We start from the raw sequence: 25,222 nt of genomic DNA, 5'->3' as shown, positions 1-25,222 counted from the left end.
GGTCGTCGTGGCCAAGCTTTTAGCGGCGCAAAGCACGTGGTGAGTGTCCAAAACCGGACAGGAGAGAAGACATGACGGGTTCAAGACAGACGAACCATCATGGCACATCGACCGTTTTCTATAAGCGAATCATGCGCATACGGCGCCGAGCGCGATGGCACGGCCTTTGCTAATTGACCTTTGCTGATTGAGACACGTCAACACTGAGTGAGGCTACTGCATGCAGATGCGCGACACGAGAGCCGCTCCTGTCTTGATGCGTTGTGGGCCTCTACGAAGTCGCGCGACCTGACAATAGCTTTGGAGAGCAGCATGGTATTGCGGATGGATTCACCGGCTCCTTCGATCAAAGTGGAGAACTGGCTGCGTGGCGAGCCTCTCACGAACTTTCAACCCGGCAAAGTGTATATTGTCGAATTTTGGGCAACTTGGTGCGGACCATGTGTGGCGGCGATGCCCCATCTGGTGCAGCTCCAGGAGAAATACAAGAACAGCGGACTTGAGGTCGTCGGAGTTGCGGCTGATGAAGATGCTTCAACAGCCCATGAGGCTCGCACCAAGTTGGACGCGTGGTTGAACGAAAAGTGCTCGAATCTGAACTTTCGGATCGCGTTCGACTACACAGGCGAAATGAACAAGCTTTGGATGGAACCCAGCATTTCTGTCGGGATTCCGACCTCCTTCGTGGTCGACCGAGACGGCTGTATCGCCTTTATCGGCCATCCGATGCAACTCGATGAGATTTTGCCGGAAGTGCTCAACAGCAGCTGGCGCACCAGCGATCAAGCGAAAGCTGTCGATACAGAGCGAATTACCACTCGCCAGCGCATAGCGCGCGAACTAGCGCTGACCAAGCCGATATACGCCAAACTTCGGCCGGCGATGCAGGCCGAGGACTGGACGGTGGCGCTCTCGGCTGTCGAAGAAGGCGTCGCCTTAATGCCAGGCAATTTCAACTTCCGCGAGACTCTTGCGGATCTACTGCTTCACAAAATCCGCGACATGCAGGCCGGCATGCCGGTTATACGCAAATTGGTTCGGGACGCCATCCGCAAGAAATTCGAGGCCGAGCATTGGATGGCTATGGCCCTGAACCAGCTCTTCGGTCCAGCGAAGCACAACTCCCACCTCCCCCGTACTGAGCGCTTTGCCATGGGCAAGGAGCTGTCCGAACACATCCTGGCACTGAATCCCCCGAAAGGCGACGGCCCTAAGTTCCGGTCATATCCGGCGGTCGCCCGGTAATATTACGAGAACGGCAACAAAGATCGCGCGATCGAGTTGCTCGAGCTGGCGCTGAAGTCGCTGGATAGTCCGTTACCTATCTCGGGCGAATTGAAGGAGCACCTTTTACCGGATTTGCTGCAGACCCTGGCCAATTACAAGGGCGAGAAGGTTTGTTACCGGCGCTCTCTGTTTTGCCACAAAACACCTCCTGAAGGTGCCAAAGTGCCGCCGACGGAGAATACATAAAAACGGGTCATGTCGGAATGCTTACTGATAAAGTCGCCTAATTCCCCGCGTCACGCAAGTAAATTCTATGCAGAACAAGAGAATTGTTTGGAGAAGCTCCCAGGGTCAAATCTTGGAATGACCTCCGGTTGCATCGCGGTGGAAGTGGCGTTGGACGCGAATCCACTTGTAAGGCTCCTCGTGCCCACTGGAGTACATGCTATGGAGCGAGCGGCGAGGGTGTGGCAACCTTAGGCGCTGTTGGATCCGCCATCAGAAGGAGGGCCCCCGTGTCGCAGTCTTTTGACGCGAGCCGGTACCGGGTCTCAAGCGCCAGCCCCTCAAGAAGATCGATGCTGACGCACCCTCACTGTTGAAGCTGCTGCAGCGCTGGCGCGACGAAGTCGGCCAGGCCGGGCACACGCTCCAGCGGATCCCCGTCACCTATGAGGCCGCCAGCGACGGCTTTTGGCTGGCGCATTGATTGTAGGCGCGCGACATGGAGGCCTATGCCATCCACCCCGCCAGCGTTGCGGTGTTGGGTGAGCACCGGCACGCCAAGACCGATCGTCTTCGACACCGAGCTTTTGATGCGCGCCTTTCCGGGCCGGCTGCGCGGCGAGAAACCATTGCAGTATGGCGGCAAGATATCTGCGAACGCTTCTTATCCATGGCGCGAGAGCTATTGTCGGAACGCTGTTCCGCAAGAACGTGACGCCTCGTCCATGGCTGCTTGCACTCGCGGCACGCAGACCGACGAACGTCACGGCTGTCGCAGTCGCACAAAACGGCTCGTGCATTGTGGGTAATGCTGACGCGTGATGAGAAGTACCGCAAACCAATTGCTGCGACACCGTCCGCATAATAGCTTCCAGCACTGTTCACATGGCCAGTACTGGCTTGCGAGAGTGATTGAATGTGATGGTAAGCCGGTATGATCCGGGTTCGGCAAAAGCTCATGGAATGATGCGAGTCAAATGAGCTCGCCATTTGTCTGGCCGCGATCCGCGAATACCATCAGGGCCTGCGACCGAGGGGCTCGCATAACCAGGCCGGATACACGACGGCAAGCACCGTGTCTGCCGTTATGCTCAATTTCACCTTGCAAACAGGGAGCGGTCCATACACATCATTCAAGCAGCAACACGCCGGCGAAACCGACATCCAGGGCAAGGTTAGCCGATGCGGTGACCAACGTGCTCGCACCCCGCTTTGAAGCGGCCCATACACTACTCGTACGCAGCAAGAAATGGTCAAGCTTGCGCGTGTGGGGCGTGAACATCGCCAGGCGAGGCGGCATGGCGCGAGCCCGGGTCGCAGTCGCCCGCAAGCTCGGCCGTCACCCTGCGTCGCATATGGCTCGACGCGACCGAGTTCGCCCACGGTACGGCAAACAACCGGTCTCCGCAGCGGCGACATGAAATGAAAGAACTGGAAGAGCAAGAAACACATATTCGCCCGCAAGTTGATGCCGGATCGTGACGTGGGGATGATGGGCAAGGCAATCTCGGTGAAAGACCCGAGCCTTGGAGCCTCAGCCTTCAAAGATCGTGAAACAGATTGAGACGCCTTGCTCTCCTGAACCCATCATGCGGCGGCCTAACGCCGACCGTGAAGAGAAGCGCGTGACCCGCGGGCGACACGATCCGGAAAAAAAGAACAGGATTTCTCCCGGAATAGTCTTCCTCGATCAGAGCCTCGACCCCGGTATTGCGAGCCTTTGCGTTTGAGACGCACGCGGCACACGGCATGGCGATTGCACAGCGGTGCAGGAGCCATGCACAGGTCAGTCACAATGGGGATTGCCGCGAAGTTGGCTCAGCTAATTGACTGGTGACCACGCGGTCGACCGCCGAGGCTACCAGCGGCTGCACAACTCTCGTGACCGCAAAGAGGGTAATCCAAGATGAATAGAAATTCCGCGTTCGATATCCTGTTCGAGCCGATCAAGATCGGTCCGGTAACAGCGCCCAACCGATTTTACCAAGTTCCTCATAACGCCGGCTTCGGCTATTTATATCCTAATGCATCGGCTCACTTTCGCGCCATGAAGGCCGAAGGCGGATGGGGCGTTGTTTCCACTGGCGCTTGCGACATCCACTACACTTCCGACCATATGCACAGACCCTACGACCGGCTATGGGATGATAGCGACATTCCGGCCCATGCGATGATGGTGGAACGTGTTCATAACCACGGAGCTCTTGCCTCGGTGGAACTGAATCATTCCAGCATCAACTCAATTTCGTTCTATAACCGCACGTCTAATCTGGCTGTGGCGTCACTAAAAGGCACCGCGGTGGAAGTACCTATGCAAGCCCGAGCAATGGACAGCGAAGACATCCGAAACTTTCGCGCCTGGCATCGCGATGCGGCCCTGCGCGCAAAGAAAGCGGGCTACGATGTAGTCTACGTCTATGCGGCGCATGGCGCGCAGATGCCGCGCAGCTTTCTGATGTCCGAATACAACCAGCGTACCGACGAATATGGCGGTTCGCTCGAGAACCGCACACGATTGCTGAAGGAATTGCTGCTCGACACGAAGGAAGCGGTCGGCGACAAATGCGCCATCGCCCTGCGCCTTTCCCTCGCCGACAGTTCCTTGGAAGGAGACACGTACCGGCAGGAGGTGCGCCAGCTCGTCGAGATGCTTGCCGAGCTCCCAGATCTTTGGGATGTGAATGTTGCCCCATGGTCCGACGACACCCTGTCTTGCAGATTCGGTCAGGAAGGGCATCAGGAACCATTCGTGTGCTTCGTGAAGAAGGTTACTTCGAAGCCGGTCGTCGGTGTGGGACGCTTCACCTCGCCCGACACCATGGTGGCGCAGGTCAAGCGCGGCGTCCTCGATCTTATCGGCGCCGCGCGGCCGTCTATCGCAGATCCCTTCCTGCCGATGAAGATCAAGGAAGGCAGGCTCGACGAGATCAGAGAATGCATCGGCTGCAACATATGCGCGGCGATGGACATGAGCGCTGCCCCGCTTCAATGCACGCAGAACCCGACCGTCGGCGAGGAATGGCGGCGCAAGTGGCATCCAGAGAAGATCGCGCCGCGCAAGTCCAACAGACGCATTCTCGTGGTGGGTTCTGGGCCGGCCGGCCTCGAATGCGCAACAGCCCTCGGCAGGCGCGGCTATGACGTCGCGCTGGCCGAGAAAAGCCGCGAACTCGGCGGCCGCGTCACCTTGGAAAGCCGCCTGCCAGGCCTCTCGGCCTGGGCCCGCGTCAGGGAGCATCGGCTCCAGCTGCTGCAAAAGCTCGGCAATGTAGCGATCTTCCGCGAAAGCGAGCTCTCAGCGCAGGACATCCTCGATCTCGGATATGACCACATCGTGCTGGCGACCGGCGCTGCCTGGCACAGGAACGTAGCAGGCGGATCGAGCCGGCTGGGCATTGCCGGCGTCGAAGCGGGAAAGCCCTACACGCCCGACGACGTCATGGCCGGCGCCGACCTGCCCGAGCCCGTCGTCATTTATGACGACGACCACTTCTACATGGCCAACGTGCTGGCCGACTTGCTTGTCCAGCAGAACAAAAAGGTCATCTTCGTCACACCGCTCAACGAAGTCGCATCCTGGTCGCGCCACACGCTCGAGCAACCGAAGATTTATGCCCGCCTTATCTCGTCCGGCGTGCAGGTGCATCTGCGCAAAAAGCTGACCGGCTTCGAAGATGGCGCCGCTGTCCTTACCTGCCCCTATACCGGGCAAAAGGAGCGGATAGAAGCCGCTTCCATCCTGCTGGTGACGTCACGCGAACCTTCCGACCGGCTTCATCGCGAACTTCAGACGCGCCAGACCGAATTCCAGGATCACGGGCTGCAAAGCGTAACGCCGATCGGCGATTGCGTGGCGCCAGCGCTGATCGCTACCGCCGTCTTCTCCGGACACGAATTCGCCAGGAACTTTGACGAGCCAAAACCAAACGGCCTACCCTTCCTGCGCGAACCAACAATCGCCCTCGCCTGACTACAATCGCGCGGCCGGATCGACGATGTCCTGCCGTGGGCCCGCGTCACAAAGCCAGACGTCAAGGCCGTGGCCTGAGAACAGTCCGCTGTCAAGGTTTGGGCTGCGGGTGCCCGGTCGATCCGAGGAGCGGTAGTCGCACAGGGTGGAGGCGGAACTGAAAGACATTGGTGATCAGGCTCTGATGTGCGGATTGGCTACCCCATTCCAGATTGTGCGTCCGGGGTTGGTCCTACCTTACTGCCTTACTGCGGGCATCGGCCGAACTGCCGGCGACAAAGCGTCTGACGGGCATTCTCCTGCCATGGTCTCGCCTCCGCCCCATGGGCGATGAGAATGCCAATCGGCCCTGATCAGATGGCGCGTGCCTGTGGCGACAGCCCACATGAAGCCTACAAGTTCACGGCGATTGCTGTGCACACCAACGTCGTTCGTTTACCTCGCGAGGCCAGTTGGCGGGGGAGCCATGCCCATCCGGCCTACTTTGTGGCGTTGGGAGCGTTCCGGGCTACCGTAGGGCACCAAGTGGCGGCGCTGGCAGCTCGTTACGGGATCGATGTCGAAGGCCCCGTGGCGTCCATCATGCCGACCTTGGGGAGGCGTCACAGTTGGCTGAGGAGTACCACGGCCTACGGCATCGGACCTTACATCGGCCGTGTCGGCGTTCAGCCCCGTTCCGATTTTACAGCGCCCTTTTACGCTGCCGTCACGCCCGACCTCGACAAAGGCGCGCAGTGCGCGATGCAATCAGACTGCCCTTCGGCTAGCTAAACAGGTACCCCCGGGAGCGGGGTGGCACATCGCGTTGCAACAAATCAGTCAAAATAGTTTCATAAATCTTTGCCACCGCAAAGCACTGACACTGGTAATATGTTCATCGCGAACTCGGAGTTGGGCACGGCCAAAAACTGATGCCGGTTTAAACTATAACACGCAGACCGCCGCTGAATGGAGCCATTACCGGAACTCTCGCTCCCCGCTGAACACAATGACCGGCGAGACGCGCGCACCATCGGTCGCATGCCCAAAGGTCCCGCACCAGAAGCGTACTTGTTTATTTCAACCACTAGCTGGCGGAGAGACACGATGGATAGAGTGACTGACGAGCCACGTACTATGCAGACTTTCGAAGCCCTGGAATCGAAGGTCCGCTGGTATTCACGCTCGTTTCCAGAGATTTTCATTCGAGCGAGCGGTTCCTGCATGGAAACCATGCATGGGCGAAAGGTAATTGACTTCTTCTCTGGCGCCGGGGCATTGAATTATGGGCACAATAATCAGGAAATAAAATCTGTTGTCACCGAGTATATCGAGTCAAATGCCATAATTCATGGACTTGACATGGCAACTCCTGCAAAGCTTGAATTTATGGAGACCTTCAGCTCTGTCATAAATCAGGCTAGGGGGTTGCAATACCTATTTCACTTCACGGGGCCAACAGGTGCTAACGCCGTTGAAGCGGCCCTAAAGCTCTCACGGAAACTCACAGGACGTCAAAACATCATTTCGTTTACCGATGGATATCATGGGGTGAGTTTAGGGGCGCTTGCCGCGACCGGCAATCGTCTTTGCCGTAGAGCCAGCGGCACTCCTTTGTCTGGTGTTACTTTCATGCCCTATGATGGCTATTTGGGGCCATCGGTTGATACGGCCCAGTACTTACGACAGTTACTGCAAGGCGAAAGCAGTGGAATTGATCTTCCCGCCGCCATTCTCGTTGAAACCGTTCAGGGAGAAGGAGGTATAAACGTGGCTAGCAATGAATGGCTGAAATCAATTGAGCGTATAGCAAGAGATTTTGGGGCCATATTCATAATCGACGAAATTCAGATGGGCTGTGGCCGCACTGGCGAATTCTTTAGTTTTGAGAGGTCGGCGTTGTCACCAGATATCGTGGTAATGTCGAAATCGTTAAGCGGGTACGGCTTGCCGCTGTCGATCTTGTTAATCAAGGAGGGACTCGACGTATGGCAGCCAGGAGAACACTCAGGCACGTTTCGAGGAAACAACCTCGCACTCGTAGCTGCAACCGCAGCCATAAATATCTATTGGCGCAGTCAGACGTTCTCGGAAGGAGTTCAGTGCATTGGGGAATATATGCGGCGCCGACTTGAGGCCATTGCGTCTAAGCATGGAAGCAGTTTTGCTGTTCGAGGACGAGGCATGGCGTTGGGGGTCGATTGCCAGACGGGCGAGACCGCAGAGGCTACGACACGCAGGGCATTCAAGAAGGGCTTGATTATCGACCGATGCGGCCCGCTCGATCAAGTTGTAAAATTCTTGCCTGCACTCACGATCGACATTCAAACACTAAATGATGGCCTTGAGATATTCGAGGAATCTTTGGCCGAAACACTGAATGGGGTAGGATCTTAGTGACCTGACCGACTGTTTATCCAGACGAGGCCAAAGTTGGGCTTACGATCGTCCGAACTGCGCCGAGGGATCATCGGGTGATGCCGCGGCGGCTTGCTGTCTAAGGCGGAGAGGGGGCTGCGGCGTCACTTCAAGCTGGATTGTTCGCCCCATGCCCTTGGTCCGCAGGAATTCCCCCTGCCCAGCACTGTTCATTTCCCAAAATCGATGGAGCGACTTCCCATGGCATGGAGTGAGAAAGAATTAGAAGAGCTTCTCGCGCGCTACGGCTCCGGCCATGGCGGCGGTGAGTGCATGGATCCCCGCTTCCGCAAGTTGGCTGACCGGATATTCTCCAAGGAAGGCACCTGTGCCACCCCCTATGCCGGAATCCCGACCTTTCTTGCGGCGCCTTACCTAGCGGTGGACCAGGAGTCTCCCGATTTTCGAGACCTGCAGGTGGCGATGATCGGTATGCCCATTGATCTGGGCGTCTCGAACCGGCCGGGTTCCCGGTTCGGGCCGCGGGCGCTGCGATCGATCGAACGGATCGGTCCTTATAACCACGTGCTCGACTGTGCGCCTGTCTTCGATCTAACGGTGGCCGACATCGGTGACGTTTCCTTCGCCAGCCGCTACCGGCTCGAGCAGAGTCACGAGGACATCGAGAGGCGGATCGGCCAGATCGTTTCAGCCGGGATCATCCCGCTTTCCGTTGGGGGTGATCATTCCATCACCCATCCGATTTTGCGCGCGGTCGGCAAGAAGAGACCGGTCGGCCTGATCCATATCGATGCCCACTGCGATACGGGTGCACCGTTCGACCAAACGAAATTCCATCACGGAGGCCCTTTCCGTAACGCCGTCTTCGACGGCGTACTCGACCCTACGCGCACAATCCAGATAGGCATTCGGGGCTCCGCGGAATATTTGTGGGAATTCTCCTACGACTCCGGCATGACGGTTATCCACGCCGAGGAAATTGCGAAAATGGGCATTGATGCCGTGATCGAGAAGGCGAAGGCGATCATCAGCGATGCACCAGCCTATCTATCGTTCGATATAGACAGTCTCGACCCTGCTTTCGCCCCCGGCACCGGGACGCCAGAGATCGGTGGCCTTACCACGCGCGAGGCGCAGGCGATCCTGCGCGGCATGAAGGGCATGAATTTGGTTGGCGGCGATGTGGTGGAGGTCGCGCCGCAATATGACGCCACCGCCAACACGGCCCACGCCGGCGCGCAGATGCTGTTCGAGATACTGAGCTTGATGGTCTTCAGCCCAGCGGTGACGAAAGGCAGCTGAGCTGTCGGCTAACTGAGAATGCGCCCGCCTGACGACTTGGAGACTGCGCTCATTGGTTCGCTGCGTGAAACGCTTTCCGCTCGATGGGTAGGTGAAGCCCAACGCTGCCAACAAGCTGCGTCAGCAGCACTTGGCGCATTGTCGACGCCGTTGCCCAGCACTGAGAACTAATGGGCGGGAGCGTATGCTGGTTCTGACTTCCAGGCCCCTCGCGAGGATGTCGACCGCATCATCAGCGAAGTGGTGAAGATCAGGCCGCGCAGAGTGGCGATGATCGCCCCGTGCGTGGAATGGTATCCAAGGAGACTGGAAAAAAGTCGGAGGACTTGACCGGCCACCCGAAAGCAATGAGCCATTCCGATACCGTGATCCCGGAAGCCGCCGGCTTCTGCCGGTTAGGTGCTCATGAAAATCTCACAGTAGGAGACAAAGCATATATGTCCAACGATACGTCGAAGCTCCCTCCGCTAAATTCGCTCAAAGCATTTGATGCTGTAGCCCGGTACGCCAATATGTCAAAAGCCGCAACAGCGTTGAATATTGCTCCCTCTTCTGTGACCCAACACTTGCGCAATCTCGAAGCGTACATTGGCGTAAAGCTGTTGACTCGCACGGCAAATTCGATCGCCCTAACTCAGGAAGGGAAGCGCTACTCAGCTGCCGTTCGCCCGGCATTCGACATCTTGGCTGCGGCAACCAGCTCTCTGCTCAGTCAAGACGACGATGGGCCGCTGCGCGTGAGTTGCGTGCCAACGCTGGAGAATTCGTGGTTCGCGGCACAGCTCGCGGCGCTGGAGGAGCGTATGCCAGGAGTATCCATCCAATGTGATTTTTCGCCGGTCCCACTTAACTTCGATCGCGATCACGTCGATTTTGCGATCCGCTATGGGGCCGGGACCTATCCGGACGCCGACTCCGAATTACTGTTCATAGATAAGGTGGCACCGGTCTGCACGCCTTTGACCGCACGCCTCATTAAGACCGCAGATGATCTACTAAAAATCGCGCGGCTTTCAAGCCCAGATGTGACAGCCGAGGGCCACTCGACATGGTACTATTGGGCAAACGCGTGTTATGGTTCCGAATTCGCCCAAACAATTGATGGTTTCAAGGGACTTATGCTGAACAGCTCGCGGTTTATAATCGAGGCGCTAAAGGTTGGGAAAAGCGTAGCGATAACCGACCATATAACCGCGAGTCCCGACCTTCGGCGAGGCCTACTGGTCGCTCCGCTTGGTCAATGGATTGACGCGCCGTACGGATACTACCTCTTGACGCCCAAGCGGCGGATGCCGCGGGTTGCCTCCAAGCAGCTCAAAGCTCTGCTGAAAAAGACTGCACACTTGCTGAAACCGCCACAACCTACTGAATTACCAAGCCATCTGACGACAGACGTTGCCGATAGCTGCGACTATGCCGGCGGTGGAAACGCCCTTTCTCATTCCTCCCAAAGAGCGATCAGCATCCATAGGCCTGACGGCGGCGCTATGGGCAACCTTCTCTGCCATCGCCCCTGCACTACAACGGATTGGCGGCCGGACAACGATCCTTATGGCTCAATCACGATGTAACCGAAATCACCGTTACGGACGTGCTCGCAGCGGCTGCAGCTCGAAATCGCAGGATCTAGTCGCCACTTATCCAGATAGCCGGTCTCCAGGTAAATTCGTGAGCGCCACTGCCGATTCTGGATGGAGGCCACCAAACCCACGAGCGGGGCAACGACCCCTTCGGAATCGCAAATGGCGATCGGCGGCATCTGTTCCCTCTCCTCGAGCTCACGTGCGGAGTAATCAGCATCGCCGCCATAGGGAAGGCTGGCCACAACAAACTCAGGTTCGGCGATCGCTACGTCGTCAACAAAAAAGCTCTCGTGAAAAGTCATATCAGCACCATGTCGCATGGCGTTTTCCCTGGCAAGACACAAGGCGTTAGGATCTATGTCGCACGCCGCGACTTTAAGGTCCGGCCTCTCGCATTTCAGCGAAATCGACAGCCATCCGCAGCCGGTTCCGACCTCTAGTATCCTCCCACCGGGAGGTGCATCGCGGATGACGCGTTCAGCCAACTCCCGGGTGTAATCATCTGGGATATAGCAACGGCGGTCGAGGCGGAATTCGCGCCCAAAGAAGCGAGTATGTCCGCGCAAATAGGCGTTTGGCTCTCCAAATCGCTTTCTGATCGTCAAGCGATAAAGTCGTGCGTCATCTGGTCCCGCGAGACGTAATAATTCCTCAATTTCTGCAGCCGACACATTGTGGTTTTTCAGTATTTCCAAAGACAATTCTCGCTTATTGACTGTTTCTGGAAGTGCCTCAGCATTCATTTATATTCTCCTTACTTTTTGGACACAGCGGTGCTGGACAACAAATTAGGGGCGGCGCAGAAGAGTGCCGGCAATTTTCATTGGCTGGAAGCGCTTTCACCAACGATATGTCCCTAGTGCCGACCACGATGGCGACGAGTGTCGGGAGCCAAATTTGTGCAGCCTTTATCGAAAAGGCTCCCCATAAGTTGCTAAATCTTACTTATGCCATCACGTTGTGGATTACAGCTGCTCCTTTTGCGAATGAGCATAGGTAATATCTAATGTTGCTCCAACCTTTTCCCATGTATCAAAGAGCTGAGGCCGAACCTAGTGATGCCAGTTGAGGTGACTTAATTGAAACTCAGACGTGATGCGCGAATTGCCCTCACGAATTTCAGCAATCGCCGGTTGAACCCTGGTGTCATATTGGTGTTCGGCATGCGTGATCCTATCGCGTGGCGCGGCTACGAAACTGGTCCTCACGACTCGCGGCTCGTGCCGCTGTACGCTACGGCCATCTCCGTAGTTGCCATCCGCCAAGGGCGTTTTGGCAATATTGTCCATGTATGGAGCCATTCAGAGTCTCCGTGCAGAACGCTGGTCGAGCGATGTCTAGGGAAATCTCATCTATTCTGCTGTTCGATTCATTCAACAGCTATCGGAGGGACCGCTCGACACACGATCATTGCAGGCGTTTCGAGTTTGACCGGAGTTCACGGCGACCACAAATTCGGGTTCCACAAGCGCCTGATGCCGTCCGCTGAAAATGGCTCTCCGCTACCTGTTCGCGGCCGGAGTCCTGCCGACAAGAAGTCCCATCCCAACCGAATCGCCGCTCTGCGGTCGCAAGCGCAAACGTACACTCTCCTTCCGAGAAAATTCCCGCAGGCAACCCTGCTGGGTGGTGACGGGGAACTTAGAAGGATCGACATGTATTGCACCTTTAAACTGTCCCAGAAAAGGTGCGCCAACCGAGGCAAGGACAGAAAGTGAGCGGTAAAGCAAAACTCATCTCGAACTACACCGTCGTTAAACTGCCGGTCAGCCAACTCCGACCGAGTGAGGAGATCAATATTGACCGCGGGGGGACGCTGGCCAAGATGATCGCCGAAGAGGGACGCTGGACGCGGCCAATCTTAGTCGAACACCGCCATTTGGTGATCATGGATGGCCATCATCGCCTTTTCTGTGCCATCCGGCTAGGACTGTCGTTTGTTCCATGCGTGTTGCTTTCGTACGACGATAAAAACTTGCATGTCACCTCCTGGTATGACTCTGCGCCCTTCGCTGTGGACCGCATCATTCAGGCCGGGCTTTCCGGGAACCTGATGAGCTTCAAGATGACCCGACACAAGTTACAGGTCGCGCTGCCAAACTGCTCAGTTGATCTCGATGACCTGAGATAACGGACGCTCAATGAACCAGGAGCATTCTCCCGACGAACCGGCCCCCCTGCGCAGCGAGTGGACGGTCGATTTGCTCAACAGTGGATGCGAACTGGCCGCTTGGGTCGACGGATTCGGGTCGCCTTTGCACGTAGTGTGTCCGGACCAAGCCGCCCAAAACTACCGCCAATGGCTTAAGGAATTGCAGACCATCTATGGCGATTGTCAGGTCCAGTTCGCGTTGAAGTCCTGCAAGTCTGCTTCGCTCTTGCGTGCATTCGCGATGGCCGGCGCTGGCGCTGACGTTTCATCTGCCTATGAGATGACTGCGGCCTTCATGAATCTGGTTCCAGCGCAGCGCATGTCGATGACCGGTCCGGCCAAGTCCGATTACGAAATCAATCTCTGCATCCGCCATCAGGTCGCCATCCATATCGACTGCATCGAAGAGCTGAAACGTGTTCTCGCATTGGCGGACGCTGTAGGCGGTGTCGGTCGTCTGTTTCTTCGGACCCGTCCCCTAAGCGAACCCGGCTCTCGCTTTGGAATGACCGACGATCAATTGATAGCGTGTTTGCCGCTGCTCGAATTGGCCAAAGTGGAGCGGATTGGTGTTTCTTTTCATATAAACGACTACCAAGTCCAGACGCGCGCAGAACAATTGCGTTTCTGTATCGCATTCCTACAGTGCCTCTGCGCCAGGGGTCTCACGCCAGGCGGCATCGACATGGGTGGTGGATATCCCATGCGCTACCTCGAGAGGTTCGATTCAGCTGCATACGGTCGTGGCGTCCATTGGGGCGGCACAGCAAAGCCCGGCAACTATCCTTACGCTACTGAGATTGCTGGGGCCCGTCACGCAGCTGCGGTGATTCAGACCGCTTTAGCTAATCCGGCCGATCTTGACTTCCTCCACCGTTATCGGCTGCCGATCCTGCTGCAGCCTGGACGCTCGCTTCTCGACCAGTGTGGGCTTAGCGCTTTCTATGTGATCGACGTCAAGGACCTTGGAGACGGTCGGTTCGGGGTGGTGCTTGATGGCATGTCCTTTTCACTCTCCGAAACCTGGTTTGGTGCTGATTTCGTGCCTGCTCCTGCGATTCTGCGCCGAGAAGGGCGCGCGGTGCCGCGACACAATGCGCGATATTTTCTCCTCGGGCGGAGCTGTCTTGAATCCGATGTCATCCGCTGTCGCGGCCTAGCAGCGGAGGGTGGTGTCGCCCGGGGCGATCTCGTCGTTTTCACCAATACCGCCGGTTACCAAATGGATTCGAATGAGAGTTCATTCCACCAAATTCCCTTACCCAAAAAGCTGGCAGCGGTACGGCGCGCGAGCGGTTGGAAGATCTTAGCCGACGAAACACCTTCAAAGGGATTGCTCTATGATCGTCAATAGCATTCTTGAAACTATCGGACGGACGCCCATGCTCCACATTCCTTTACGCAGTGGGGAGGTCGACCTCTATATCAAGCTAGAAATGTTCAATCCTACGGGGTCGATGAAAGACCGGATGGCGTTGAGCATGGTCGAGCGGCTAGATGAGGCTGCTATCGCTATTGTCGAGTCCTCGTCAGGGAATACGGCCAGTGCATTGGCCATGATCTCCGCCGTGCGCAGACTCAGATTCACTGCCCTTATGGACTCCCATGCAAGCGTCGACAAGGTCCTTACTGTGCGTGCATTTGGCAGCAACGTCCGAGTCGTTGGAAGTGACGATGGCGGCCTCGCCACAGACGAGCGTGACAGGGAAGCGAGGCGGATTGCGATCGAAGAGGACGCTTACTGGACCGAACAGCACAACAATCCAGCCAACGCGGCTGGCTACATCGGGCTGGCGACTGAGTTGCTGGATGATCTTGGCCCGACAATCACGCATTTTGTGTCGGCCATAGGTACCGGTGGGTCGGTTTGCGGGACGGCGGCTCAACTGAGGCTGCGTATCCCCGGGCTCCAAGTGATTGGCGTCGAACCTGTCGGAAGCGTCATCTTTGGCGGTCAAGGTGGACGCTATCGCCAATCGGGTACTGGTACGCCCCAAGGCGCCAACGTCGGCATGGTGATCGATTACGACGTGATGGATTGGGGTCGCAAGGTGGGCGACGACGAGGCTTTCTCGATTTGCCACTACTTGGCGCGCCGGCACGGGTTGCTCGTCGGCGGCTCGACCGGCGGAGCTATCTACGAGGCACTCAGCTTGGCCCGTGAAGTGCCGGTTGGATCGCGCATCGTTGCGTTAGCCTGCGACAGTGGCGCAAAGTACCTAGACACAATCTTTGATCAGGGCTGGCTCTCGACTCATGATATCCACATAATTGACGTTGAGACGCAATTTGCCAATCTTCTGGCGAATACACCGGCTGTGCCGGATACGCCAATCTGTCCAGATCCACTTCAATGAGTGTCGGTTACCATCGCCTTGGCGCGTTTTCAGACAAGACAAGCCCGGGCAAAACTTGCGATGAACGGGCGCGACATCGTAACGACTTGCCGACAGGGCTTCTTTGCAGAGGGCAAACGACGCTGCTAGAGATCCATAGATTAGTTTGGCTAATGCGTAATGCTCTTTTTCGAACAGTGACGTCGCACATAAAGTCTTGGACGAACGGAGGAAAATGTGAAAGCGGAATTAGCGGGTCGAGTGGCCTTGGTTACAGGTGCTGGATCAAAAAACGGGATCGGCCGGACCACAGCGCTGTGTCTAGCAGACGCCGGCGCGGATGTTGCCGTTACAGATATCACCCTTTCGCCAGAGCTCGAAGAGCTGGCCTCTGAGATCAGGTCAAAAGGTAGACGGTCTACGGGGGTCGCGCTGAATGTGATGTCGAGCGTCGAAATTCGCGCCTGCGTCGATGCTGTCGCTCGTGCGCTCGGGGGCATCAACATTCTCGTCAACAACGCTGGGACCACCGTCGGTGCGCTTCCTTTTCTCGACATTTCCGAAGCCGATTTCGACCTAAGCTATTTCGTCAATCTGCGTGGGCCTGCCCTACTTTCGCAGTTATGCATCCCGATCATGCGTGCTTGCGGAGGTGGGGCGATCGTCAACAACGTGTCAACGGCCGGCCTTGGCGCGGAGCAAGGGTTTGGCGCCTACACGGCCTCGAAGCACGCCTTGATCGGCCTGACCAAGACGATTGCCGCGGAATTCGGTGCATTCAACATAAGGTGCAATGCCGTCTGCCCCGGTTATACGGCGACCGACATGCACTTGGAAGTAAATGAACGGCTTGCCTCGCAAGCTGGCGTTTCACTCGCCGAAATTGCGCGACAACGCTATGCGAAAATTGCCCTTCTCAGGGCAGCTGAGCCTTCAGAAGTAGCCGACGCAATAGTTTTTCTGGCCGGTCCGCGGTCAGCATATATTACCGGCGTCGCGTTACCACTCGCCGGAGGGAGCCCCTACGGAATCTAGTCGCCAATGGAAGCCGCTTTCTTGACATGCCTCACCGCATGCATGCGAAAGTTCGTGACAGGCGCTGGCCCCAGCCCGAGGCGCAAATCCCCATACGCAATCGTCTGCGGCCCGCGGGTTCCTGCATGAGAGACTTGCGTATAGTAATCGCGGTGAGCCGCTTCGTCTGCATACGTGATGAATAGCGGGCGACAGGTGGTTGCTCCCCGATATGATTGAAGAGACGGGCTTACGATTGGCGCCAGGCCCGGTATCGGAGGGAGAACAATTATGGGTGGGTTTATCCGGCTTGATGTACCTTTGAAAGAGCGTTTCCATTCCGCGCGCAGGCTACGCTACTAGCGGAGTTGATCCGATGTCGAACGGGTGGTGTTCGAAACCGGCCCGCTGTCAGTCTGGTTCTATCATGAACTGATCCGGCAAGGGGTGCCGGCGATCTCTATCGACGCCCGTCACGCCAAAGCGGCGCTGGACATGGCGCCGAATAAAAACTGACGCGAACGACGCCGACGGCTTAGCGCACCTGGCTGAGGTAGGTTTCTATCGGGAACTGCGGGTGAAGGGCTACGACAGCATGCTGATACGCACTTTGGTTGCTGGACTACAAAGGTAAGCGATGTTCCGACGGCACCTTTCGGGGATCGGCGTGAAGGACGATGTTCGGAGCCTTTGAGGGCTTCGACATATGACAATTCAGAGCTTACGCTTAAGTCGAACGATTTGGAGCCGGTGCGCCGGTTCGAGGTGTTCACGGGCTCCGGCCGGCGACGCGAGGGGCCTCCAGAGGAGAAGGCGCGGATCGTTGCGGAGAGCTACGAGGCTGGTGAGACGGTTTGTGCTGTAGCTCGCCGATATGCGCTTTCCCCGCAGCAACTGTTTGCCTGGCGCCGAGCTGCGCGTCAGCGCTCGGCAGAGGCGACGGCACCAGAATCTCTGTTCGTTCCTGCGGTGGTTGCAGCGTCCTTGCCGGAACCGGTGGCGCAGCGCCCAGCACGACGACGGAAGCAGAAGACGGTCCGCGACGTCGGCCTGATCGAGCTTGAGATCGACGGTGTCGCCATGCGCGTTGGCCGTGGCGCCGATTCCAAGACGGTGGCTGCGGTAATCCGCGCTCTTAAGGCAACGACGTGATCGGGCCGACGGGTGCGGTCAAGGTAATGGTGGCGACAAAGCCAGTCGACTTCCGCAAGGGTGCGGAGGGGCTGGCGGCGCTGGTGCGCGAGACGATGGGAGCCGATCCGTTCAGCGGGGCCGTCTACGTCTTCCGGGCGAAGCGGACGGACCGGCTCAAGCTGATCTTCTGGGGCGGCACTGGCGTCTGCCTCTATGCCAAGCGTTTGGAGGACGGCGAGTTCCGCTGGCCGAAAGTGCATGACGGCATGATGACGGCCGCGCAGCTCTCGGCGCTGCTCGAAGGTCTCGACTGGCGGCGCGTCCATGAGGCGCGCCGGACCCGTGTTCCAGTCCAGGCCAGCTGACCCGCGACGAAGTGAATCAGCCTGGATTCCGCTGTCGCGGGCTGTCGGCGAATATGGTCTGATCCGATCATGGCGATGACGGCGGACCTGCTTCCCGACGATCCGGACGCGCTGAAGGCGATGGTCCTGGCTCGCGACGTCGAGAACGCCCGGCTGATCCAGATCATCAAGGAATTGCAGAGCCACCGCTTCGGCCGTCGTGCTGAGACGCTGCCAGAAGACCAGCTGCTGCTGGGACTTGAGGAAGCCGAACAGATCGAGGCGGCCGGCGGGGAGGAGAACGAACAGGCTGCTCCCGCGGAGCATCAGGCGCGTGTCGCCAAGCGCCGAGCGAACCGGGGCGCGCTGCCACCCCATTTGCAGCGCGTGGAGATGGTCGTCGACATCGAGGATCAAGCCTGCCCGTGCTGCCGCAATGACCTGCACCGGATCGGCGAAGACGTGAGCGAGCGGCTCGATATCGTTCGGCGCAGCTGCGTGTGATCGTCCTGCAAATATGCCTGCCGCGCCTGCGAGGGCGTGGTGATCCAAGCTCCCGCACCCGCCCGGCTGATCGAGTGCGGGCTGCCGACCGAGGCGACGGTCGCCCTGTTGCTGGTCTCCAAATATGCCGATCATCTGCCGCTCTATCGTCAGGCGCAGATCTACGCCCGGCAGGGCATCAATCTCGACGGTGCACGCTCGCCGACTGGGTCGGCCGTGCCGCCTGGCACCTGCGTCCGGTGCACGAGCGGCTGCTTGGCCAGCTGAAGACTTACCAAAACTCTCGCCGACGAGACCACGGCGCCGGTGCTCGATCCCGGCCGCGACAAGACCAAGACCGGGCAGCTCTGGGCCTATGCCCGCGATGACCGACCATGGAATGGCGGCGACCCGCCGGGCGTCGCCTATGTCTATGCGCCGGCTGGCCCATTCCGAGAACAGACGTTGCACAGCCAAGCCATCTTGACGCGTGCGCATCGTACAGTGGAAGGGCACGTTCCCGTGCGGAAACCCGGTTGGCGATGTTCTTCCAACCGAATTCGAACCTTTTGGTCAATATCCTTGGCCAGGACGTGTCGCCTTAGGTGCGGACCACGGCCGGATACTGCCATAGATTGGCGAGTTTCGCAGTTTTTCGGCTGCGCTATGGGCTGAATAGTAGCTACGAACCGATGGAGAACAATCAAAATGTCGTAGCAACTCGCGTTATAGGTCTGACGCCGGACCGGGATCCTGCCATCGCATGAATTCCTGGGAGACAATCTCGCATGATGGAGTAGTCGCTGGCGAACCAAAAGATAGCAGACATCGTTTCTGCGTAGGTGATCGTCTGAGGCCCGGCCAAGTCCGTGTCGGTCTTTGGAAAGCAACAGCGTACATTGAAAAAATTGAACCATCCGAAGGACGAGTTTATGCATGTAATCGAGGGCTCGGCTGTTGTAGAAGAAGATGGGCGCGAAAAGACCTTTTCGAAAGGCGATAGCCTCTTCATCCCATCGGGAGTCACTAGTCTGTGGAGGCAAGAGGAACAATGGAGAAGTACTTCATGGTTTTCGACACCTCAGAAAGCAGTGACTAACGCCTTGCGCCACCTCTGGGCGGCGGGGAGGGCACAAGCGGCATGGTATAGCAAATCCGGGCCGTCGCCAGCAGGATCGGTTGTATTCGACTGAGTTGCGTCTGGGGGCTTTCTCGGTGCCTTTTGCCGTAACCGCACGATAGAGTGGGTAATGCAATGTCGACGCAAATCAGTATGACTGACCCTAAGGGCCATGAGGTCGCATTGTGGCCGTCGCCAAGGACCCCAACGATCCCCATGGTATTTTTATTTCGGGCTGCGGGGATGTGGAAGACAATATGACCATTCCTTTAAGCTGTGGCTCACAATGGAGACAGCTCAATAGGCCGCAAGCCGACACCCCTACCGTAATGAAGTGCAAACCCAAGAGGAAAACTGTGACCTGCTAAACAGATGGCTGGAATGAGGTCTCGGTGTCGATAAGAGCGCCGTCTAAGCACAATCGCCCTCCCAAGGCGCACCGGGCCCGGCACGGAACTCAGTCTCCTGCCGGGCCTTCTTCCGTGAATGGCTGCGCTTTGGTAGACCCGTCTGGGCTCCGATATGTGGGGCCAGAAGCCGTGGGCAAACTCACTGCAGTTTAGCTATGCAAGACGTTTTTCACAGATTTGTAGAGCAAATCGCAGACAGCGCTGACGCGACTGACCTGCGCAACGCTCTTGGGGAGATTGCCTCTTCGCTCGATTTGCCGTCTTTTGCCTATCTTTTCCCTTCTTCTGGCAAGGGCCGCAAGGTGCGCCTGATATCCACCTATCCTCAATCCTGGACATCTCACTACCTTCACAGTCGGTATGAAAAGATTGACCCAGTAATTCATCAAGCGCGTGGTGGTCAGGAACCATTCAACTGGGATGCGCACGGTGCTGATCTCGAACTGTCGACGCAGCAGCGACAATTGATGGATGAGGCGACGCAATTTGGCATTCACTGCGGCTTCACGATCCCGATCCATGACAGCACCGGTAATTTTGCAGCACTGACCTTCGCCTCCGATGAAAGGCGACCACCGTTCTTTCGCCTGATTAATCGATATGACCGCGCGCTCGAACTCATCGCGATCTTCTTCCATCTTCATGCCTGTCGCAAGCTGGCCGACGGCAGGACCGTGGATGGCGTTACCCTATCTCGAAGGGAAATGGAGTGTCTGAAGTGGGCGGCTCGGGGCAAGACGGCGTGGGAAATCGGCCGCATCTTGGGAATCAGTCGGAGCACCGCAGCCTATCATCGGGATAACGCCAGGAAGAAGCTTGGCGTGAAGACGGCTATCCAGGCAGCTGTTCGGCTTGCACTGTCGCGGCCATCTCTCTTCACCTGACCTCCCGGAACCTGGGCACATACACAGGTTGTTTCAACTCCAGCCTTTGCCTTCAATCGCAGGTGCTATCCATGCGAGGAGAAGGCCATCATGTTGCAGTTGATCACGCCGGGTTGTTACGCTGAGTTCAGCGACGAGCTCGAGCAGATGCATCGCTTGCGGTATCGCGTTTTCAGGGATCGACTTGATTGGGACGTTTCGTTCAGCGGCGGCTTTGAGGTCGATCCGTTCGATGCGCTTCGTCCCCATTACCTATTGCTGCGTGCGCCCGCCGGACGCATCGACGGCTGCGTGCGCCTGTTGCCGACTACAGGACCGACGATGCTGCGTGATAGCTTCTTCGCTCTTCTTGCCGACCGTCCAACGCCGGAAGATCCACGTGTTTGGGAAAGCAGCCGTTTTGCGCTTGATCTGCCGCCTTCCGCGCCCAAACAGGCGGGCATCGCAATTGGCACCTACGAGCTGTTTGCCGGAATGGTCGAGTTTGGTTTGTCACGCGGTCTGCGCAGCATCGTCACCGTAACCGATCTGCGCATAGAGCGGATTTTGCGTCGCGCCGGCTGGCCACTCGAACGGTTGTCCAATCCGCAAACAATTGGCAACACACGCGCCGTTGCCGGATATCTCGACGTCTCGAGAGAGAGCTTGGAAGCCCTCCGCCGCAATGGCGGGCTCAAGGGCCCGGTCCTGTGGACCCCGGTCATTAAGATCGCCTGAGCCTGCAATCCGACCTTTTCTGGAAATGATGCAATGGACGAAACAAAACCTGGCCCTGCTTGGCCGGACAGGGAAGATGATCGTGCCTATGTCGACCAGCTCACCAGCCGAGGCTGGGCCTGAGAATTCCTCAGGCGCAATCCGGACTTCCAAAAGGATCTGGCGAACGCGCTACGCGGTGCCGAACGCACGAACGCCCGGTCCATGCACATTATCAGCCTCGCTTCGAATACTGTTGATCTGTCGCGCTAGGGCCTTCTCTTTTGCAAGCTCAAAAGGAACTGATGCGAGCGTCTTTTGGTGCCCCTGCCAATGTCCGCATGTTTTGCCCGTTGTGGTCGAAACGGCGGCGCGGCCGCGCGGGGTCGGCTTGCTTGATCTCGCCCGGCACTCCTGCCACATCTCCATGCTCGTCACGCGGGACGGGCATCAGCACCTCCTGGTCGAGGACAGTGGCAGGAGCTTGCAGCTGGCTGCTTCCGGTGTCAGCATCCTCGAACCTGTGCGATTGACATCTTCGGTCCTCTGGTCGCCAGAGGAACTGAAGCAGCGCCTGAACGCGTTGGAATGTCTGAACAGCCTCTGTTGGACCGGCAGGCTGCAATCAGGATTCTTTCCGACCGAGCCCCGTTGCTCGCGGTTGCGCCGAGTCTTGCATGCCCTCGACGGCTTCATCGCTGGCGTATCACACCGCGAAATCGGCCTTGCTCTCTTCGGCAGAGCCCGTGTCGAGCAGAACTGGGCCGTCTCCGGTGACCATCTTCGAGACAGCGTTCGCCGTGCAGTCAGACGCGGGCGCTCGCTAATGAACGGTGGTTATAAGCGTCTTCTTCTATAACGCCACCATCAGGCCTTTTGGCGGCCAGAGAACAGCTCCTTGTACCCCGCCACCACCAGCCAGTGGGCGCGCGCGAGATGGCTGCGAACAGCCCTTTGGGCGCGCGCTGGCTCTTGCACCGGATCGATTCCCAATATCGCCTGGGCCATCTCTTCTTCGCTGGCATTGCCGGCGCATGCGTCCAAGAGCTTCAAATATGTCGTGAAGTTCTCATCGTCGTATGCGGTCAGGCTCTCCGCCCATGGGACCTCGTCGGCAACAGCAGGTTTTAGCATTCTGTCTATCATTTCATCTCTCGCTGTAAGACTTATCGCGCGCCGCGCAGATCTTTGACCGCACAATATCCTAAAATAGGATAATCCGAAACTGGGATTAGTCCATGAGCCGGTTCCTTCTTGGCCCGGTTCGTCTGATGCCGAAATCACTTCGATCAGCTCGCCAGCGCCGGCTGCTACAACGGCTGATTGCGGCGCGCAAAACCAAAGGGGCCACCCAGACCCGGGTTGCCGATATGTTGGGCCGCCCACAATCCTTCGTGGCCAAGTACGAGGGGGTGAGCGTCGGCTGGACGTCATTGAGTTTCTCGACGTCGCCGAGGCTCTCGGTGTCGATCCTTGCGAGCTTCTGGCACAATTGCGTCGCGCTCGTGACCTGTAGATGGCGTGCGTTTTGTTTGGCTGCCAAACTTCACGATTTCCGTCCCTGAGTTCACGGCTCAGGGGATTTGCCCTCGCGAAATGATGCCGTGCAGCCGCTCGCCCTTTGTTGTCTCTGATCTTTGTAGAGAATACTCCGTGGTGAAATCCTCGACAAGAGGGTGGCTTCTCGTGCATGGAAATCCGAGAGGTCTTTGCCCGCAATCTGCGTAGGTATCGTCAAAAAAAGAAATTGTCCCAGGAAGCGCTGGCGCATGAGGCTGGCGTTGACCGAACATATGTCAGCGCACTTGAGCGGTCGGTCTATGCCGCCAGCATTGATACGGTGGCGAAACTCGCCAGAGTGCTCGGAATCGATCCGGCCGATCTACTCAACCCTCATTCTGAATAAATCTGGAAGCGGGGACGAAAACGCGGTTGATGAGACTCGGCCAGAAGGTTTTCAGGCATTCATGCTGCTGACAGGAACGCCCGCGCGCCTTCGCAGCCGGTGCTCGTGAACCGAGCCCGCTTTTCTTCGGCAAGCTCAGGCGGTCTCGGCCATTCGGCTTCGCCCCTTGGCGTGGGCAGCCCTTCGGCCTGTGACGGCCGCCGCCTTTGCGGGCGGCGCGGTTTGTCTGTTGGCCTTTCGGCGGGGCGGGCGGCACTCCCTTAGACCCGCCGCGGCAGCCCGCAACCCTTCGCGTGCCGCTCAGGGTCCTCCTCTTCGTTCCGGTCCTTCGGATGCGGTCCGCCTACCACGGCGGGCCTTTCCGGTCGCGACTCGCCGCCCACCCCGCTCACATGGGGATTTTGTCGTCAAGACTGTCTTCGCATATCCACCTCAATGGGTTGTGATCCAAGGTCCGAGCCTGTCATCTTGGCGCGGTGACAACAGCGGTCCAAACTCACATACGGTCGCTGCTCTGCGGCAGCTGCACCAACATCCCGCTTTCGTCGGTAAGGCTAGGGGAACGCGACCAATCTTCCGGACGGCATTTTAGGCCAAATGGGGGGAAGGTTCGTTCGCCCAGGATCAGCCGGGAGCGATCAATCCCGGCCGATGGAGAAGAGTGCGTTGATCATGCCGGCTTCATAACAGCGCCCTCAATGACAGCACCATGATGAACGTACTTCCACAGCGCGATCCGAAGTTTTCTCGCGAGCGCAATGATGGCCGGCTTGCGGCACCTGCCGCCGTCGATCGCGACTCGCTCCTGGAACCATTGTGCCAAAGCCGATCGAGGTTGATGCAAAAGCCAGAACCACGACAATTGCACCATCACGGTCCTCAGCCTCGGATTGCCCGCCTTCGATACGCCCTGTTCCCGGCTGATCGATCCGCTTTGCCACGGTGTCGGTGTCAGACCGGCATAGGAGGCAAGCTGCCTTCGATTCGCAAATTCGCGATACAGACCCTCGGACCAAAGCACCTCGGTAAAGTCCGCTCCCACGCCGCGCAGTTGCTTGAGCATCGACATTCCATTGGCGACTTTTGAAGGCTCGCATTCTTTGCGAGCCGCTTCGTCGCTCGCTGCCTCCACGTCCTTGATTTGCCGAAGCACGAGCTCGATCCGGTCCAGTGCACGGACAATCTCCGCTTTGAGATTCGACGGTAGTTCACGACCGTCTCCGGTCCTGAGTTCTTCCAGTCGAGTGCGCCGGTTCCGCTTCAGCGGCTAAAATCCAACGATGCCCTGTGAGAACAAGAGCCCCTTGATCCGGTTCACAATCTTGATCCGCTCCGCGATGAAAGCGCGTCGCTCGCGGCTGTCGCGCTTTCGGTCCTCTTGCTCGGGCGTTGGCGGAACGACCATAGCGCATACCCGCGGCTCGCCGCGCTTGTAGGCAAGCAGGGCGCGAAGGAGGGTCTCGCCGTCCAGCTTGTCTGTCTTCGCCCGGCGTTTCCTGCGTGACGTGGCGATGGATGCCGCATCAACAACATGGCTTTCGATGCCATCACGCTCAAGGATCCGATGTATCCAGAAGCCGTCCAGGCCAGCCTCCTGGACTGCGATCACCGGCACGTCACGGCCCGTTCTGCGCCGAACTGTCGCCTTCAGCTGGCGGACAAGGTCGAACGACGATGCGCTTTGACATCTTCGCTCCGTTGCACGGCAACAAACTTGTCACCAACCAGGTCGAGCGACTGAGTTCCAGGGACAGGAAGATAGCGCCGAGCGTCGTATGGACGGCATCGGTTTCAATCTCAGTCGCGTTTTCAGCCTTCATGTGTTCTGTCCCTCCAAGTTGTTCATGAGCAATGCGTCGGTCAAAGCGAGTTGATCGCAGCTGCGGTCATCGCTTCGCGATGTGGTTTTGGTTGTTGCCTGCCCCCGCTCGCGGGGTGGGCGACGCTCCTTTCTAGGCCCGCTGCGGCAGGCCGCAATGTTCGCTCCGCTCACATCCTCCACTCCGTTCCGGCCCTTCGGGTGCAGCCTGCCTCGTTCAGCGAGCCAAGCCAGTCGCGGTCTGCCGCCCACACCACTC

20 protein-coding genes and 6 pseudogenes are annotated in these 25,222 nt (G+C 57.9%); 23 read left to right on the top strand and 3 right to left on the bottom strand.

All coding sequences use genetic code 11. From position 1 onward, the window contains the following. Positions 1 to 312 precede the first annotated feature (312 nt). From NLY43_RS12755 to NLY43_RS12725, 7 genes and pseudogenes are all read left to right on the top strand, one after another. A pseudogene (locus tag NLY43_RS12755) lies at positions 313 to 1,473 on the top strand (redoxin family protein). A 1,126-nt stretch (positions 1,474 to 2,599) separates the two neighbouring features. Next, positions 2,600 to 2,838 (top strand): annotated as a pseudogene (locus NLY43_RS12745) (IS110 family transposase); the annotation flags it as partial. Between the two features lie 520 nt (positions 2,839 to 3,358). After that, entirely contained in the window at positions 3,359 to 5,422 is a 2,064-nt protein-coding gene (locus NLY43_RS12740) for an oxidoreductase (RefSeq protein WP_031198309.1), read from the top strand. A 330-nt stretch (positions 5,423 to 5,752) separates the two neighbouring features. Next, complete coding sequence (locus NLY43_RS32770) at positions 5,753 to 6,193, top strand: DUF6650 family protein (RefSeq protein WP_023713639.1); 441 nt, start codon at positions 5,753 to 5,755, stop codon at positions 6,191 to 6,193. A 345-nt stretch (positions 6,194 to 6,538) separates the two neighbouring features. Further along, complete coding sequence (ectB, locus tag NLY43_RS12735; protein WP_023712657.1) at positions 6,539 to 7,798, top strand: diaminobutyrate--2-oxoglutarate transaminase; 1,260 nt, start codon at positions 6,539 to 6,541, stop codon at positions 7,796 to 7,798. A gap of 222 nt (positions 7,799 to 8,020) precedes the next feature. Next, positions 8,021 to 9,082, top strand: a complete 1,062-nt coding sequence (gene speB / locus NLY43_RS12730; RefSeq protein ID WP_023712656.1) for an agmatinase — start codon at positions 8,021 to 8,023, stop codon at positions 9,080 to 9,082. A 326-nt stretch (positions 9,083 to 9,408) separates the two neighbouring features. Further along, on the top strand, positions 9,409 to 10,653 hold the full coding sequence (locus NLY43_RS12725) for a LysR substrate-binding domain-containing protein (RefSeq protein WP_198032067.1): 1,245 nt from the start codon (positions 9,409 to 9,411) through the stop codon (positions 10,651 to 10,653). Here NLY43_RS12725 and NLY43_RS12720 read toward each other — a convergent pair. After that, on the bottom strand, positions 10,632 to 11,408 hold the full coding sequence (locus NLY43_RS12720; RefSeq protein WP_023715599.1) for a methyltransferase: 777 nt from the start codon (positions 11,406 to 11,408) through the stop codon (positions 10,632 to 10,634). The two genes, NLY43_RS12725 and NLY43_RS12720, sit on opposite strands and share 22 nt — an antisense overlap. A 971-nt stretch (positions 11,409 to 12,379) precedes the next feature. Here NLY43_RS12720 and NLY43_RS12715 point away from each other — a divergent pair. The 14 genes and pseudogenes from NLY43_RS12715 to NLY43_RS32755 all read left to right on the top strand — a co-directional run bounded on the left by NLY43_RS12715 (position 12,380) and on the right by NLY43_RS32755 (position 22,097). Continuing rightward, positions 12,380 to 12,796, top strand: coding sequence for a ParB N-terminal domain-containing protein (locus tag NLY43_RS12715; RefSeq protein WP_023712653.1), 417 nt, complete (start codon positions 12,380 to 12,382; stop codon positions 12,794 to 12,796). A gap of 10 nt (positions 12,797 to 12,806) precedes the next feature. After that, the gene (locus NLY43_RS12710) at positions 12,807 to 14,171 is read left to right on the top strand and encodes a type III PLP-dependent enzyme domain-containing protein (RefSeq protein WP_023712652.1); all 1,365 of its coding nucleotides are present in this window, start codon (positions 12,807 to 12,809) and stop codon (positions 14,169 to 14,171) included. After that, positions 14,158 to 15,174 (top strand): PLP-dependent cysteine synthase family protein, encoded by a 1,017-nt coding sequence (locus NLY43_RS12705; protein ID WP_031198314.1) that lies wholly within the window; start codon positions 14,158 to 14,160, stop codon positions 15,172 to 15,174. Before NLY43_RS12710 ends, NLY43_RS12705 begins: the two co-directional genes overlap by 14 nt. A gap of 216 nt (positions 15,175 to 15,390) precedes the next feature. Next, positions 15,391 to 16,188: an SDR family NAD(P)-dependent oxidoreductase gene (locus NLY43_RS12700; protein WP_023712650.1), complete on the top strand. Its 798-nt coding sequence runs from the start codon at positions 15,391 to 15,393 to the stop codon at positions 16,186 to 16,188. 354 nt (positions 16,189 to 16,542) lie between these two features. Next, positions 16,543 to 16,786, top strand: a pseudogene (locus NLY43_RS12695) (IS110 family transposase); the annotation flags it as partial. A gap of 131 nt (positions 16,787 to 16,917) precedes the next feature. Next, a complete protein-coding gene (gene tnpA / locus NLY43_RS32765; RefSeq protein WP_502882162.1) occupies positions 16,918 to 17,319 on the top strand; it encodes an IS66-like element accessory protein TnpA in 402 nt (133 codons plus the stop codon). Further along, positions 17,316 to 17,666: an IS66 family insertion sequence element accessory protein TnpB gene (gene tnpB, locus NLY43_RS12680; RefSeq protein WP_023712647.1), complete on the top strand. Its 351-nt coding sequence runs from the start codon at positions 17,316 to 17,318 to the stop codon at positions 17,664 to 17,666. Before tnpA ends, tnpB begins: the two co-directional genes overlap by 4 nt. A 69-nt stretch (positions 17,667 to 17,735) precedes the next feature. Continuing rightward, the gene (locus tag NLY43_RS12675; protein ID WP_023712646.1) at positions 17,736 to 18,149 is read left to right on the top strand and encodes an IS66 family transposase; all 414 of its coding nucleotides are present in this window, start codon (positions 17,736 to 17,738) and stop codon (positions 18,147 to 18,149) included. Positions 18,150 to 18,185: 36 nt separating this feature from the next. Further along, a pseudogene (locus tag NLY43_RS12670) lies at positions 18,186 to 18,803 on the top strand (transposase). Positions 18,804 to 18,997: 194 nt separating this feature from the next. Beyond that, complete coding sequence (locus tag NLY43_RS32505; RefSeq protein ID WP_084627237.1) at positions 18,998 to 19,321, top strand: cupin domain-containing protein; 324 nt, start codon at positions 18,998 to 19,000, stop codon at positions 19,319 to 19,321. 492 nt (positions 19,322 to 19,813) lie between these two features. Continuing rightward, positions 19,814 to 20,542, top strand: a complete 729-nt coding sequence (locus tag NLY43_RS12665; RefSeq protein ID WP_023712644.1) for a LuxR family transcriptional regulator — start codon at positions 19,814 to 19,816, stop codon at positions 20,540 to 20,542. Positions 20,543 to 20,632: 90 nt separating this feature from the next. Then, a complete protein-coding gene (locus tag NLY43_RS12660; RefSeq protein WP_023712643.1) occupies positions 20,633 to 21,259 on the top strand; it encodes an acyl-homoserine-lactone synthase in 627 nt (208 codons plus the stop codon). A gap of 135 nt (positions 21,260 to 21,394) precedes the next feature. Next, positions 21,395 to 21,511: pseudogene (locus NLY43_RS32760) on the top strand (hypothetical protein); the annotation flags it as partial. A 154-nt stretch (positions 21,512 to 21,665) separates the two neighbouring features. Then, a complete protein-coding gene (locus NLY43_RS32755; RefSeq protein ID WP_050589768.1) occupies positions 21,666 to 22,097 on the top strand; it encodes a DNA -binding domain-containing protein in 432 nt (143 codons plus the stop codon). 8 nt (positions 22,098 to 22,105) lie between these two features. Here NLY43_RS32755 and NLY43_RS12650 read toward each other — a convergent pair whose 3' ends face one another. After that, a complete protein-coding gene (locus NLY43_RS12650; protein WP_023712641.1) occupies positions 22,106 to 22,384 on the bottom strand; it encodes a DNA -binding domain-containing protein in 279 nt (92 codons plus the stop codon). 92 nt (positions 22,385 to 22,476) lie between these two features. On the opposite strand from NLY43_RS12650, the gene NLY43_RS12645 reads away from it, so the two are divergent. Further along, the gene (locus NLY43_RS12645) at positions 22,477 to 22,803 is read left to right on the top strand and encodes a helix-turn-helix domain-containing protein (protein ID WP_353621226.1); all 327 of its coding nucleotides are present in this window, start codon (positions 22,477 to 22,479) and stop codon (positions 22,801 to 22,803) included. 125 nt (positions 22,804 to 22,928) lie between these two features. After that, on the top strand, positions 22,929 to 23,144 hold the full coding sequence (locus NLY43_RS12640; protein ID WP_023712639.1) for a helix-turn-helix domain-containing protein: 216 nt from the start codon (positions 22,929 to 22,931) through the stop codon (positions 23,142 to 23,144). Positions 23,145 to 23,814: 670 nt separating this feature from the next. Here NLY43_RS12640 and NLY43_RS12635 read toward each other — a convergent pair. Beyond that, a pseudogene (locus NLY43_RS12635) lies at positions 23,815 to 24,964 on the bottom strand (IS110 family RNA-guided transposase). Positions 24,965 to 25,222 lie beyond the last annotated feature (258 nt).

The organism is Mesorhizobium sp. C416B (assembly GCF_030323165.1).
Lineage (GTDB): Bacteria > Pseudomonadota > Alphaproteobacteria > Rhizobiales > Rhizobiaceae > Mesorhizobium.
The sequence above is the reverse complement of the archived record's forward strand: the minus strand, read 5'-3'. Positions and strand labels throughout refer to the sequence as shown.